The organism is Roseinatronobacter sp. S2 (assembly GCF_029581395.1).
GTDB lineage: Bacteria > Pseudomonadota > Alphaproteobacteria > Rhodobacterales > Rhodobacteraceae > Roseinatronobacter.
Map to the genome: position 1 here is coordinate 2,559,246 of NZ_CP121113.1, position 13,913 is coordinate 2,573,158.

A 13,913-nucleotide genomic window follows, 5' to 3' on the forward strand; every position below is an offset into this window, starting at 1 on the left:
AGCGCCAACCAATCACACACACCTGACCTAACAGATGGAATTTCAGGCGTTTTATGTTTCGTATCGTCAAAATGCAGGATGCATCAGACGCAGGGCGCAGTCATTGTCCCTGCTGTTGATCTTGTCAATCACGCAAGGATGCGCCGGTACAGGTGCCATGACGCATGCCCCAGCACAGGCAGCACAACAAACAAACCCAGAAACAACGGCAGCATTGCCGCAAACAGTAATACCGCGATGATCCCGGCCCAGACAGCCATGACCCACAGGTTCTGCATCACCGCCTGAAACGAGGTGATCATGGCGGTGATGAAATCCACTTCCTTGTCCAGAAGCAGCGGCAGGCTTATGACCGACAATGCAAACAACACCGCAGCCATGCTGCCCCCGATGGCGCCACCAACCAACAACATCATCAGGCCCGGCCCCGACAGCAGCATATCAAAGGTGGAACTGGTGATCGGGCGCAAACCAAAAAACAGGGCAAAAATGGTATGGGCCACAAAAACCCAGAACATGAAGGCCAGCATGACGACCATTGCCATGGATGGCACCTGCCGGTCACGTTGGGCAAAGACACAGCCAGCAACAGCGTCCCAGTTCAACTCCTTGCCCTGTTCAATCCTGCGGCTGACTTCATAAAGGCCGGTTGCCGCAAACGGCGCAATCAGCGGGAAACCTACGGCAATCGGAATGAACCACCAGCTTTGCCCCGAGGCCAGAAACACCGCATAAAGCACCAGCCCGCCCAACACATAGACCAGCGAAAATGCCAGACCAAACACCGGTGCCTGTCTGAAATCCGACCAGCCCGCCCGCAAGACGGCACCCAGATCGGCCATGCTTATGGTTCCCGGTGCTGGTATAGTGGACGGTGGCAGATGGGTCGTCTGGCTTGAATTCTCGCTCATGGTGTCCTCCATTCCCTGACGAAAAGGATAGGACTGCGACAATGTGTCATGCAAGCAAATTCAGCTTGAGGGGCGCGTGTATTCGTCCCTGAACCGTGCAGGCGCGCGCAATCTGCACATCAATCGGTTGCGTTTGCCTCGGCCCGCGTTTTGCCGGACACATCCATCGCCAGCGTGGCCGCCATGAACCCGTCCAGCGCGCCATCAAGCACCCCCGACGTGTCCGATGTCTCATAGCTCGTGCGCAAATCCTTTACCATCTGATAGGGATGCAGGACATAGGACCGGATCTGGTTGCCCCAACCAGCATCGCCCTTGGCATCATGCGCGGCTTCAATCGCTTCGGTGCGCTTGCGCAATTCCATTTCATAAAGCCGCGATTTCAGCGCATTCATGGCGATTTCACGGTTCTGGTGCTGCGATTTCTGGCTGGATGTGGTGACAATGCCGGTCGGTATGTGCGTAATCCGCACGGCCGAGTCGGTCGTGTTGACGTGCTGACCACCCGCGCCCGAAGACCGGTAGGTGTCAATGCGGATGTCAGACGGGTTGATGTCGATTTCAATATTCTCATCAACCACCGGATAGACCCAGACAGAGCTGAACGATGTGTGCCGCCGCGCCGAGCCGTCGAAAGGCGAAATCCGCACCAGACGGTGCACACCGGATTCCGATTTCAGCCAGCCATAGGCGTTGTGACCGGAAATCTTGTAGGCCACAGACCGGATGCCCGCTTCCTCGCCCGCGCTTTCTGACATCAGCTCAACCGTATAGCCCTTCTTTTCGGCCCAGCGCACATACATGCGCGCCAGCATCGACGCCCAGTCACAGCTTTCGGTGCCGCCCGCGCCTGCGTTGATCTCAAGGAAGGTGTCGTTGCTGTCCGCCTCGCCGTTCAGCAGCGCCTCCAGTTCCTTGGCGGCGGCAGATTTGGCCAGTTTGCGCAGTTCTTCTTCGGCTTCGGCCACGATTTCGGTGTCGCCTTCTGCTTCTCCCAACTCGATCAGGCCCATCTGATCTTCGAGTTCCTGCGCGATGCTGCGGTAAGTGCCCAACGCATCGGCCAGCAGGCGGCGATCACGCATCAGGGCCTGCGCGCGTGCAGGATCGTTCCACAGGTCGGGGTTTTCAGTCATCGCATCGAATTCTTCCAGCCGGTGCGGTGCTGTTTCGATATCCATCCGTTGACCAAGCAAGGCCAGTGATTTGCGGATCGCGTCAATGGTGCTAAGCGTCTCTGCGCGCATGGGTATCGTCCATTCCTGAAGCTGAAAGCTGGGCCTGTGCATAGCGTGACCACGCATCAGGGGCAAGCCATCCAAGCTGTGATCCTGTTTGCAAGCTGCCGGTTCATTGCCGGAAACCACGGTAACATCATCGGTTACGGTTGTTATTGGTCATTTGCAGTCATTCACGCTTGGAGTAAGCCCGCGCCAGCGGTGGGCCGGGGTCTGCCGGTCCGACATTTGAGACGCGCAGTTTATGCAAGCTGCATATCCCTTACTTAAACCGCTTGGCGTGTCGCTGGCCAAATCGGCAGGCCGCGGGACGGCCCGCCGATGGCGCGGCGGCCTTGCGGCCTTTGCTCCGCGCCTTGGGGCTTTCCCGATGTCCGCAAAAGGGCACAGATCAACCCCGCTAACGCCCGTCCAAACCTTCTTCCTAATACAGCCCACCCGTTGACACCGTGCCAAAGCTGGCCGACGGGGCCGTGCTGCCGCCCCCGTCGCTGGTGGTGCCGTCCGGCAACTGCCCACGGCCGGAATCCTCGCGCTGCAATTCTTCATACGACTCGCCCGGCTCGAACATCGGCAAATCCCCGCCCAGTGCGAAACCACCGTCAATAATAGCCGCCAGACCAAAGATCGGCTCGACACCTTCGCGGAAGAATTCGGCAATCACATTCGCGCCGCTTGCGCCTTCAGGCAGTCTTGCGCCTGTATTGCGGTCGATATTGATGAAATACCCGCCAGACGGCACACGGAAGCGGCTGCCACCGTATTTCTTGACCGCTTCTTGCATGAATTCGTTGAACACTGGGCCGCACATGGTGCCGCCCCCTGCCCCGCGACCCAGTGGACGCGGCTGGTCATAACCAATGTAGCAGCCCGCAACGATATTGGACGTGTAACCCACGAACCAGACATCGCGCGCTTCATTGGTGGTGCCGGTTTTGCCTGCCGTCGGCACCGGCAGATTGACGGTGCGCGCAGCCGTGCCGCGCTGCACAACGCCTTCCATCATCGAGGTCAGCTGATAGGCTGTGACCGCATCCATCACGCGCTGACGCTGCGATGTGATCCACAGCCCGCGCCCTTCGGGCAGGTTGGCCTCGTTGCAATCAACGCAATTGCGCTGGTCGTGGCGGTAGACGGTCTGGCCCCACCTGTCCTGCACACGGTCCACCAGTGTGGGTTCCACCCGTTCACCGCCATTGGCAAACATGGCATAGGCCGCGACCATCCGGAACAGCGTCGTTTCCTGACTGCCCAGCGCCGCCGCCAGAAAGTGTTGCGACCGGTCATAAACCCCGAAGCGTTCGGAATAGCCGCCCACAACATCCATGCCGATTTCCTGCGCCAGACGCACAGTCATCAGGTTGCGCGACATCTCGATTCCCGTGCGCACAGGTGTCGGCCCGTAAAACTGGTTGGTTGCATTGGTGGGACGCCAGATCCCCTGAACAGTTTCAACTTCGATAGGCGCATCAATCACGATTGTGGCGGGGGTGAACCCGCTGTCCAGTGCTGCGGCATAGACAAACGGCTTGAACGCAGAACCGGGCTGGCGTTGTGCCTGCGTGGCGCGGTTAAACACCGAATCCTCGTAGGAAAAGCCGCCCTGCATGGCAATGACGCGGCCGGTATTAACATCCATCGCCATCAACCCGCCCTGCACTTCGGGCACCTGCCGCAAGGACCAGCGCTGAAATTCACCGGAATCATTGGTGACACGGCGCACATGGACGACATCACCCACCGACAGGTTATCGGATAGCGACCCACGCGCCCAATTAATGTCCGGGCGGTCCACGACATGCGGCGCGTCCTGATCGCTGCGCACAGCTTCAATGCCCAGTCGCACCTGATCGGCCGTAGCCTCCAGAACAACAGCAGGATACCAGCGCCCGCCAAGGGTAATATCGCGTGCCACCTCGACGCGGGCCAGTGCGGCGCGCCATGTGTCTTCATCCCCCAGATCTTCCGCTTCCAGCCGCTCGCCACTGGGGCGCAACTGGCCCTGGCTGCGGTCGTAGTTTTCCAGCGCGCGTTGCAGCGCGTGGGCGGCATGGGTTTGCATATCGGGGTCAATGGTCGCGCGAATGCTTAGCCCGCCGGTGAAGAATTCCTCTTCGCCAAACGTGCCCGAAAGCTGGCGGCGCACTTCATCGGTGAAATAATCACGCGGCGGAATAATGTCGCGCGGGCTGGAAAAATCGCCTGATTGCACAGTCAGAAGGGGCTGATCGCGCGCAATGTCATGCTCTTCGCGCGAAATATGGCCATTGCGCAACATTTCCCCCAACACATAGTTGCGCCGTGACGTCACGCGGTCGCGGTTGCGCACCGGATGATAATTCGACGGTGCCTGCGGCAGCGCTGCCAGAAAGGCGGCTTCGTGCAGTTCCAATTCATCCAGCGTCTTGTTGAAATAGGTCTGCGCGGCGGCGGTCACGCCATAGGAATTCTGGCCCAGAAAAATTTCGTTCAGGTAAAGTTCAAGAATCTGGTCCTTGTTCAGGGTGCCTTCCACGCGGGATGCAAGGATCAGTTCCTTGATCTTACGCTCGCCCGTGCGGTCGCCCGACAGCAGGAAGTTTTTCATCACCTGTTGCGTGATCGTGGACGCCCCGCGCACATTCTGCCCGCGCGACACAACCGCTTCATAGCCCGCGACCGCAATCGCGCGCGGGTCAAAACCGGCATGGGCATAGAAATTTCTGTCTTCGGCGCTGATGAAGGCATTTTTCACCAGATCGGGAATATCTGATACAGGGGTGAAAAGCCGCCGTTCAATGGCGAATTCATCGATCAACCGCCCCTCGCCGGAATAGATGCGGCTGATTGTGGGGGGGGTGTAATTGGCCAGTTGTTCATGACTGGGCAAATCCTGCCCATACATCCAGAATACGCCGCCAATGGCAAGCGCAACAAAAAACACAGCGGTGATCGCGAAACTGAAAAGCCCGCCGAAAAAGGATAGAATCGTTCTGAGCACGCGTGGCCCCCTTGGAACAGTTGGCGCGCTTATACGCGCATTCATCACGCAGGTCAAAAACCTGTGCTTCACGATTTCGGGTTTCCGCCGACCCGCCCATACGCATTGAAACGCGGCAAAGCAGGCGGTGCTGTTGTCGGGCTATTGCCGGCGCAAAAGCCCCTGCGCCTTGTCGTCCAGCAGCCATGTTTCCACAGCATCGGCAATCGCACCGGCCATGCTTGATGTCCAGTCAGGATCGCGCAGATTGGCCAGATCGCGCGGGCTGGACATGAACCCCAGTTCCATCAGAACCGACGGCATGTCAGGCGCGCGCAGCACACTGAACGCACCCGCCTGAACGGGACGGCGGTGCAGCCGCAAGCCGGTTTGTCCAATTTCAGCGACCAGCGCATCGGCCAGTGTGCGCGACCGCGGTGCCGTGTCCTGCCACGCAACCGACATCAGCACGCGCGCAATTTCATCACTGTTGCGCGTCAGGTCGACACCAGCCAGCAGGTCCGCGCGGTCATGGCGTTCTGCCAGATACGCGGCGGCGGCGTCGCCTTCATCCTCGCCCAGCAAGTAGACAACCGTGCCGGTGGCCAGCCCTTCGGGCAAGGCATCGGCATGCAAGGAAATGAACAGATCGGCGCCCGCCGCCCGCGCGGCCCGTATCCGCCCGTCAAGCGACACGAAGATGTCTGCATCGCGTGTCATTGCGACATCAACCTGACCACGGCGCAGCAGTTCTTCGCGCAGGATGCGCGCGAATGTCAGCACCAGATCGGACTCGCGCACGCCGTCGCGTTCCGCACCCGGATCGACGCCGCCATGACCGGGGTCCAGCATGACCACCGGCTTTGTGCGTCCGTCCGCCGCACTGGCCTCGCGCGCGGATTGCGGATGCAGCAGGCCCGCCGGATTGCGCGACAGAAAAACCTGCTCGTCCGTGGCGCGGCGCTCGAACTCGTCCATCGGCACCTGCACCAGCGCCACATGAATACCCGCCTGCCCTGTTTCGGGGTCAATGCGTTGTTCAACCTGCCCGGGCAGATACGGGCCTGTCAGGTCCATCACCAGCCGTGCCCAGCCATTGCCAAGCGCCCCTTTGCGGATGTCGCGCACCCCGCGCACGGGTTGGTCAAACACATCGCCCGCCTGCGCCCAGTCTACTGTTCCCAGATCCAGCACCAGCCGCGGCGGCATGCCGAGGGTCCGCACGCGGTAGGGCACGGCCTGACTAAGCGCCACGTCCAGCACAATGCCGCCATCGCCGTCCGCGTCAAGGCTGGACCCCTCGGGCAGAATGCGGGCTTGGGCGACCAGACGGTTTTGCGCGTCCGCAGGCATGGCGACCAACAAGGCCACCAGCAATAGCAGGCACCCGAAAGCCACCGCCCTGCCCTGCGGAATTGTGTTCTTGCGCCCGTTCACGACCCTGCCTGCCTAGCTGTCATTGTTTCGTCCAATCCTACACCGAACACCGGCATTCGCAAATGCCCTTCGCCACCTTGCACCGCCTTTCCCGGCCTGAGCGGACATTCCTGTGATCAATTCTGCGAAAGCGTCGATTTGTCCGCACCCTTTGGGTTGATTCTGACCGTTTCACAGGGTTTAAGGTATCAAAGTTCAGTTTTTCCGGCCTGCGCAGACATTGCGAACAGGCCATCTTAGCAAGGAGTAGCGCATGACCCTTCCCGTGACCGACACCGCCCTGATCGGAACCTGCATGGCGGCGGCGGCCCTTGGGGTTCTGGTATTGTCCAGCGCCGGTGGGTCCACAGCATTGGACCCATCGCCAGACGATCAGGCAACACTTGCCACCGAGGTGGACAACGCAGATGCCGCATTGGCCGATCTGGGCGCACAGCCAGTCCCCGATACCGTTGCCGTTGATGCCGAATTTGGCGAGAAGGTGCGCAGTTATCTGCTGCAAAACCCCGAAGTTATTTTCGAGGCTGTCGCCGAATATGAAATGCGCAACACCGCATCGCAGGCCGATATGGACCTTGCGCTGATTGACGCCAATTATGACGAAATTTTCAATGACGGGCATTCATGGGTTGGCGGCAACCCTGATGGCGATCTGACCCTTGTGGAATTCATGGATTACCAGTGCGGGTTTTGCAAACGCGCCTATCCTGAAGTGACCAGTTTTCTGGAACAAGACGGCAATGTCCGCCTGATCATCAAGGAGTTCCCCATTCTTGGGCCGGACTCCGAACTGGCATCGCGTTTCGCCATCGCAGTCAAGCAAATGGCGGGCGACGCGGCATATGGCGACGCACATTCCGCGCTGATCCAGTATGAAGGGCGCTACACCCCCGAAATGCTGACCGATCTGGCCGAAGATCTGGGCCTTGACGGGGATGATGTGCTGGCCATGCTGGATGATGACGCGATCACCACCATTCTGGAAGAAAACCGCATGCTGGCGCAGCGGCTGCAAATCAGCGGCACGCCCAGCTTCATCATGGAAACCGAATTCCTGCGCGGCTTTGTTCCTGCCGACACGCTGGCGCTGGTTGCTGAAAACCTGCGCGACTGACAGCAGCGCCCCATTCGGGCCTTGCATCCCCCCGGCCGGTCCTGCCCGCGCCGGGGGTTTTCATGTCTGCAATGCGATAGGCCACCTTGACGCCCCGCCAATTTACAGGCACTTCGCGGCCATGCTGCATATTGACGACATCTCATTCTCTATCGATGGTCGGCCCCTGTTCGAGGGGGCTTCGGCCAATATTCCCACGGGCCACAAGGTCGGGCTGGTCGGGCGCAACGGATCGGGCAAAACCACGCTGTTTCGCATGATCCGGGGTGATCTGCCGCTGGAAGGGGGGGCGATCACGCTGCCATCGCGCGCGCGCATCGGGGGCGTGGCACAGGAAGTGCCGTCCTCATCGACATCGCTGCTTGAAACAGTGCTGCAAGCCGATGTGGAACGCGCAGCCCTGATGGCCGAGGCCGAAACCACCACCGACCCCGCCCGCATTGCCGCTGTGCAGACCCGTCTGGCCGATATTGACGCCTGGTCTGCCGAAGGGCGTGCAAGCTCCATCCTGAAGGGCCTGGGGTTCGACACAGCCGCACAAGCGCGCCCCTGTTCGGATTTCTCAGGCGGATGGCGGATGCGTGTTGCGCTGGCGGGGGTGCTGTTTGCGCAGCCCGATTTGCTGCTGCTGGATGAACCGACCAACTATCTGGACCTTGAAGGCGCGCTGTGGCTGGAAAGTTATCTGGCGAAATACCCGCACACGGTACTTATCATCAGCCATGATCGCGGTTTGTTGAACCGGGCCGTCAGCCATATCCTGCATCTGGAAGACCGCAAACTGACGCTTTATGCAGGCAGCTACGACACTTTCGCACGCACCCGCGCCGAACAGCGCGCCGTTCTGGCCGCCGAGGCGCAGAAAGTATCCCTTAAACGCGACCATATGCAGAAATTTGTGGACCGGTTCCGCGCGAAGGCGTCGAAGGCAAAGCAAGCGCAGTCGCGCCTGAAAATGCTGGAAAAACTGACGCCGATTACCCCGCCTGCGGAAGCCGCGCGCCATGTCTTTACCTTTCCCGCGCCAGAAGAACTGTCGCCACCCATTCTGCGGCTGGACGGGGTGTCGGTCGGGTATGGTGGCCCACCCGTTCTGCGCGGGCTGGAATTGCGCATTGACCAAGACGACCGCATCGCCCTGCTTGGGCGCAATGGCGAAGGCAAATCCACCCTGTCCAAACTGCTGGCCGACAAGCTGGATGGCAATGGTCAGGTGACGCGCGCCAACAAGCTGCGTGTGGGCTATTTCGCGCAGCATCAGGTGGATGAACTGGAACTGGATGAGACGCCCCTGCAACACCTGCAACGCATGCGCCCCACCGAAGCGCAACCCCGCCTGCGCGCGCGGCTGGCCGGTTTCGGGTTGATGGCGGATCAGGCAGAAACCGTGGTTGCGCGACTGTCGGGGGGGCAAAAAGCGCGCCTGTCGCTGCTGCTGGCCACGCTGGATGCGCCGCATATGCTGATTCTGGACGAACCGACCAACCACCTTGACATCGAATCGCGCGAAGCGTTGGTTGATGCATTGACACAATACACCGGCGCGGTAGTTCTGGTCAGCCATGACATGCATCTTTTGTCGCTGGTCGCCGACCGGCTGTGGCTGGTATCGGGCGGCAAGGTCACCCCCTATGAGGGCGATCTGGAAAGCTATCGTGCGTTTTTGCTGTCCAATGACGACAAGCCCGCGCGCGAAAAACCCAGTGCCCCCAAGCCCAAACGCGCCAGCCGCGAAGATATTTCCAACCTGCGCAGTGAGTTGCGCAAGGCCGAAGCCCGCATCGAAAAGCTGGAAGACATGCGCAGCAAACTGGCCACCAAGCTGGCTGACACGGAACTGTATGAACAGGGCCGCGAAGGGGATCTGGGTGTGTGGCAACGCAAATACGCCGAAGTGATGGACGCGCTGGACCGCGCCGAAACCATGTGGGTGGCCGCACAGGAAGCACTGGACGGGGCGCAAAACGCCTGAAGCTGCGTTGTGGCAGGTAGGCCTGCGCCAGCGGGGGGCCGGGGTCTGCCGATCCGGCGTTGGTGAAGTTCACTTTATGCAGGCTGCATACTCCGACATCATGGGCTTGGACTGCGATCAGCCAAATCGGCAGGCCGCGGGACGGCCCGCCGATGGCGGGGCGGGCTGAAGCCCTTTGCTCCGCGCCTTGGGATGTTCAAAACCGCGGCGCAATCAGGCCGCATCGAACTACTGTCGCTTATGCAATCTGCCGTTTCCGGTCAAGCGCGCCAAGATAGCCAGCAACCACAAACCGGCCCCCGTTAAACGCGTGCCCCCCCCCCCGCATGTTCAGCCAATCAGCATATCGTCGCGGCCCGTCGCGTCATAGCGGCATTTCAACCTTTGCAATGCAATACGCAGCACGATCTTGCCAGAGCGCGCGGACCATTCCAGCGCAGTTTCGGCGGCTTCTACCCCTTGCAGATAACAACAACAGCGCAATGCGATATCGCCCAAGCCCGGCCCCAGATCGCGCAGCATGTCCAGAACACGCAAACGCGCGGCCCGCGTGCCTGGTTTGGCAATATTCGCGCCTTGCAACCTGCGCCCCTCCAGTGCCTTGATGAAGTTATCGCACGGCTGAAGGGGCATCTTCTCCAGCTGCGCCATGACAAAATCTTCGCGCAGGCGTTCTGCCACGCACACAAGATCAGGGTGCAGGAACAGATCGCCGTTTTTTTCACGGCGCCGCGCCAATATACTGATCGGGCTTTCGGCCTGACCATAGCGCGCGCGCCTGCCCGTATCGGGCGCGCCGATATGCGGGGCACGCGGGTCATTTGCCCCATGCGCCAGCAAAGCAGCCTCGCCCATGGCGGTAATGCTGTAGCACGACACACGACCGGGGCGCGAACAACTGATCCAGTCGCGCAGGGCCATGACTTCGGCGATATTGCGGTCCAGCACGGCAATGCGCTGGGTCTGGCCGCGGGCGGTTTCCACCATCACCACGGCCTTTGGCATGTCCGGTGCAACCACAAGAACCGCGCCCGGTGTTTTCAGGTGGCGCAGCACATCTATTGTCTGCGCATCATCCCCGGCATCTGGCGCAACAGTGCAAATCGGCACAGAAGTGGCAATCGTCATAGCAGGTTCCCTTGCATATTGGCTGTTGAGCAGTCGGCGCATTGCCGCGTCCAACCGGCTTAGGGCATCATCGACAAGCGGATCATCGCGTCGGTTTTCAAACCTGCGCACCTGCCGCATGATCGTGGATGCGTGGCATCCGCGACTGCGCGCAAGTGCGCGCAACGACATCCCGCCCGCCGTATGTGACAGATACACCCTGACCCCTTCGGGCACCCAATCCGGTAGCGCATCAGCGCAAGGGGGGGCACATTCTGCGGGCAGGCAAGGCTTTGCACTCATCAGGATCAGGCTCCTTTTTCACCCCCACCACCTAAGGTTGCATTGGTTACCGATTCCTAAACAATCGGAGTGCCTGTGATCATGGCCGTGAAACGATAAACCCTGCTGAACGCATCGCGCGCTGCAAACGCACCAGCGCAACACCCTGCGATTTCATGTCAAGATAAACCCATTGATGAAAAAGGAGTTTGGGAATGAAATCATTGCGCACCAGTCTGGAAACAACAATCCGCCCTCGCCTGTTGGTTGTGGCGGCACGTCATGCAATGTGCGAGTATCGGCGCGACACGCTTCTGCCCAAGCTTCTGGAACTCCCCTTTGCCAGCGTCCTGCCGCCCGTGCACGATGCAGTGCAGCGGCTGACACTAATCGAAGCGATGATGGATCATGCGCGGCGCAGGCATGAGGCAGGCTGGCGCGCGGCAGATCATGTTCTTGTCATGGCCGCGCTGATGTCCGAAACCCGCTCCCTGAAGGACATGCAAATCGCCCCATTGCATGGCACGCTTGGCTTGCGCGCAAAGGCGGGTGCCGATTGATCGCGAAAATATCGTGTGGTTTTCGTAATCAGGCTGGCGCGGCCGTGTCGGGTGTGGCCGATGCGTGCAGCGCGTCAAGCGCCATGTCCAGAACTTCGGTGCCCGCGCCCGCGCGGTGGGCATGCTCCGACAGGGCGCGACGCCACGCGCGCGCGCCCGGTTTGCCCGCGAACAGCCCCAGCATATGGCGCGTGATGCTGGCCAGCCGCACGCCTTTGGACAATTCCTGCCGAATATAGGGGCGCATCGCATCCACCACTGCAAACGCGTCGCGGCCCGGCCCTGTATCGCCGAAAATCAGGCGGTCGGCATCTTGCAAAATATCGGCAGGCCGTTGGTAAGCGGCCCGCCCGACCATGACACCGTCCAGCCCCTGATCCAACAACGCGCAGGCCTGCGCCAGCGACGTGATCCCCCCATTGATGGAAATATGAAGATGAGGAAACGCGGCCTTCATCGCCAGCACCAGCGGGTAATCCAGCGGTGGAATTTCGCGGTTATCCTTGGGCGAAAGCCCTTGCAGCCACGCCTTGCGGGCATGAATGATCACGCGGCGCACGCCCGCCTGTGACAGCGTTTCCAGAAACACGGGCAGGATTGTCTGCGGGATCTGGTCATCAACACCAATGCGGCATTTCACCGTCACCTCGGCCGGAGAGGCCGCAATCATGGCCGCGCAAATCTCGCCCACAAGCGCCGGATGCTCCATCAACACAGCGCCAAAACTGCCCGACTGCACCCTGTCAGACGGGCAACCGCAGTTCAGGTTGATTTCCGGGTACCCCGCTTGCCAGCCAAGCTGTGCCGCCTGCGCCAGCTCGCGCGGGTCAGATCCGCCAAGCTGCAATGCAACCGGATGCTCGGCAGGGGAATGCTCCAGCAAATGCAGCGCCCCGCCACGCACCAAAGCGGGTGCTGTCACCATTTCGGTATACAGCAGGCTGTGTCGCGACAACTGGCGATGAAAGAACCGGCAATGCCTGTCGGTCCAGTCCATCATCGGCGCAATAGACAGTCTATGTGATTGATTTTTCTTCATTTTTACCGTATCTTAAATTCATTGACCAAGCTTGCCTCTACTCTGGAATACGCCCCGATATCCCCGAGTTTTCCACTTTACGACGACTCATTGCACACACAGCGCACACGAAAATGGCCTCTATCACCAAGTTACCTTCCGGTGCCTACCGGGTCCAGATCAGACGAAAGGGTCGGCTCACGCGAGCGAAACTTTCTTGCGTCGCGACGACGCCCAGAAATGGGCGCTGTCCAAGCCGAGACTCTGGTCGATCAGGGGCTGCCGCCCAACAGATCGTCCGTCACCCGTCTGCACACTTTCGGCGACCTGGTTGACCTTCATATAGCCGATATGTGCGCTGTAGGGAAACCACCTCGTCGCGAGCCAAGGCAGCAACGCTTGCGTCTCTGAAGCGCGCCCTGGGCAAGGAGAAGATCGGCCACCTCGATCGCCCCAAACTGATCGAGTATGGTCGCAACCGGGCAGATCAGGGTGCCGGCCCGGTGACGCTGGGTATTGATATCGGCGTGATCAAGATGATCCTGACCCATGCCGCTGCTGTTCATGGGGTGGAGATATCAACAGAGGCGGTCGATCTGGCCCGTATTGCCCTGAAGCGTCTTGGCCTGATCGGTAAGGGTATTGAGCGGGACCATCGCCCGACGACGCTAGAACTGAACCGCCTCTTCCAGTGCTTGGACGCGAACACACGTCTGACCTTGCCCATGACGCGTATCGTGCAATTCGCAGTCGCCACCGCTATGCGGCTTGACGAAATCTGTCGGGTGGAGTGGAGTGATCTCGACGTTGACCGCCGATGCCTCTTGGCGGAAGCAGCCCAAGCCCTGGTTGCGGGGACTCGCAGTTACCGATGCCGACATTCGCTGGAAGTCGAAATTTAACGGAACCTCGCTTTCAAGTCGACCATTCTCAGCTCCTCGCCAAGCTTCAGAATTCCCCTTACCTTTTGGGGCTTTTGTTTTTCTACCCATGTTCGTGGCCGCCGCTTTCTTCAGCTCCTTCCGCCGGGGCCTTCAAAGCCGTTTCAAGTTCAGCGATAACTTCCGAGAAGCGCTTGATCAGGCCAAACCCTTTGGAGAGCGACGTGCCGCCCTTGAACAGCAAGCGTGGCCGGTCTGCCAAACCATTGAAGAGCGCATCAAGGGTCCAGCAAACCCAGAAGTCCTTTTCGACGTTCTGGGGCGTCGTCCCGAGGCGTTGCGCCGTCGTCGCATATAGACCCCGCCGCGTCTCATCGTCGGCTGCGATGACCTGATCGAATGCAGAGTTCATCATGTGTCGGCCTCTTCTTTCA

General features: G+C 60.1%; 11 protein-coding genes. 4 read left to right on the forward strand and 7 right to left on the reverse strand.

From position 1 onward, the window contains the following. Nucleotides 1-128: 128 nt before the first annotated feature. The 4 genes from P8S53_RS12230 to P8S53_RS12245 all read right to left on the reverse strand — a co-directional run bounded on the left by P8S53_RS12230 (nucleotide 129) and on the right by P8S53_RS12245 (nucleotide 6,545). Nucleotides 129-911, reverse strand: coding sequence for a DUF2189 domain-containing protein (locus P8S53_RS12230; protein WP_277804249.1), 783 nt, complete (start codon nucleotides 909-911; stop codon nucleotides 129-131). Between the two features lie 119 nt (nucleotides 912-1,030). Continuing rightward, nucleotides 1,031-2,158 (reverse strand): peptide chain release factor 2, encoded by a 1,128-nt coding sequence (gene prfB, locus P8S53_RS12235; protein WP_277804250.1) that lies wholly within the window; start codon nucleotides 2,156-2,158, stop codon nucleotides 1,031-1,033. A gap of 415 nt (nucleotides 2,159-2,573) precedes the next feature. Beyond that, entirely contained in the window at nucleotides 2,574-5,129 is a 2,556-nt protein-coding gene (locus P8S53_RS12240) for a penicillin-binding protein 1A (RefSeq protein WP_277804251.1), read from the reverse strand. Nucleotides 5,130-5,270: 141 nt separating this feature from the next. Continuing rightward, the gene (locus P8S53_RS12245) at nucleotides 5,271-6,545 is read right to left on the reverse strand and encodes an N-acetylmuramoyl-L-alanine amidase (RefSeq protein ID WP_277804252.1); all 1,275 of its coding nucleotides are present in this window, start codon (nucleotides 6,543-6,545) and stop codon (nucleotides 5,271-5,273) included. Between the two features lie 253 nt (nucleotides 6,546-6,798). Between P8S53_RS12245 and P8S53_RS12250 the strand changes: the two genes are divergently transcribed. Then, nucleotides 6,799-7,659, forward strand: coding sequence for a DsbA family protein (locus tag P8S53_RS12250; RefSeq protein WP_277804253.1), 861 nt, complete (start codon nucleotides 6,799-6,801; stop codon nucleotides 7,657-7,659). Nucleotides 7,660-7,780: 121 nt separating this feature from the next. After that, the gene (locus tag P8S53_RS12255) at nucleotides 7,781-9,631 is read left to right on the forward strand and encodes an ABC-F family ATP-binding cassette domain-containing protein (RefSeq protein ID WP_277804254.1); all 1,851 of its coding nucleotides are present in this window, start codon (nucleotides 7,781-7,783) and stop codon (nucleotides 9,629-9,631) included. Nucleotides 9,632-9,961: 330 nt separating this feature from the next. Here P8S53_RS12255 and P8S53_RS12260 read toward each other — a convergent pair whose 3' ends face one another. Continuing rightward, a complete protein-coding gene (locus P8S53_RS12260; RefSeq protein ID WP_277804255.1) occupies nucleotides 9,962-11,041 on the reverse strand; it encodes a DUF6456 domain-containing protein in 1,080 nt (359 codons plus the stop codon). 194 nt (nucleotides 11,042-11,235) lie between these two features. On the opposite strand from P8S53_RS12260, the gene P8S53_RS12265 reads away from it, so the two are divergent. Further along, nucleotides 11,236-11,580 carry a DUF6477 family protein gene (locus tag P8S53_RS12265; protein WP_277804256.1) on the forward strand — a complete coding sequence of 115 codons (345 nt, stop codon included), beginning with the start codon at nucleotides 11,236-11,238 and terminating at the stop codon, nucleotides 11,578-11,580. A gap of 28 nt (nucleotides 11,581-11,608) precedes the next feature. On the opposite strand, the gene dusA is transcribed toward P8S53_RS12265, so the two are convergent. Next, nucleotides 11,609-12,619: a tRNA dihydrouridine(20/20a) synthase DusA gene (gene dusA / locus P8S53_RS12270; RefSeq protein WP_277804257.1), complete on the reverse strand. Its 1,011-nt coding sequence runs from the start codon at nucleotides 12,617-12,619 to the stop codon at nucleotides 11,609-11,611. 332 nt (nucleotides 12,620-12,951) lie between these two features. Between dusA and P8S53_RS12275 the strand changes: the two genes are divergently transcribed. Then, nucleotides 12,952-13,500, forward strand: coding sequence for a hypothetical protein (locus tag P8S53_RS12275; protein ID WP_277804258.1), 549 nt, complete (start codon nucleotides 12,952-12,954; stop codon nucleotides 13,498-13,500). 82 nt (nucleotides 13,501-13,582) lie between these two features. On the opposite strand, the gene P8S53_RS12280 is transcribed toward P8S53_RS12275, so the two are convergent. Further along, a complete protein-coding gene (locus P8S53_RS12280) occupies nucleotides 13,583-13,894 on the reverse strand; it encodes a nucleotidyl transferase AbiEii/AbiGii toxin family protein (protein ID WP_277804259.1) in 312 nt (103 codons plus the stop codon). Between the last annotated feature and the right edge of the window lie 19 nt (nucleotides 13,895-13,913).

Bases quoted from the DNA above. Each gene is read 5' to 3' on its own strand.
- P8S53_RS12230 (WP_277804249.1), bottom strand. From the start codon at position 911: ATGAGCGAGAATTCAAGCCAGACGACCCATCTGCCACCGTCCACTATA.
- prfB (WP_277804250.1), bottom strand. From the start codon at position 2,158: ATGCGCGCAGAGACGCTTAGCACCATTGACGCGATCCGCAAATCACTG.
- P8S53_RS12250 (WP_277804253.1), top strand. From the start codon at position 6,799: ATGACCCTTCCCGTGACCGACACCGCCCTGATCGGAACCTGCATGGCG.
- P8S53_RS12255 (WP_277804254.1), top strand. From the start codon at position 7,781: ATGCTGCATATTGACGACATCTCATTCTCTATCGATGGTCGGCCCCTG.
- P8S53_RS12260 (WP_277804255.1), bottom strand. From the start codon at position 11,041: ATGAGTGCAAAGCCTTGCCTGCCCGCAGAATGTGCCCCCCCTTGCGCT.
- P8S53_RS12265 (WP_277804256.1), top strand. From the start codon at position 11,236: ATGAAATCATTGCGCACCAGTCTGGAAACAACAATCCGCCCTCGCCTG.
- dusA (WP_277804257.1), bottom strand. From the start codon at position 12,619: ATGAAGAAAAATCAATCACATAGACTGTCTATTGCGCCGATGATGGAC.
- P8S53_RS12280 (WP_277804259.1), bottom strand. From the start codon at position 13,894: ATGATGAACTCTGCATTCGATCAGGTCATCGCAGCCGACGATGAGACG.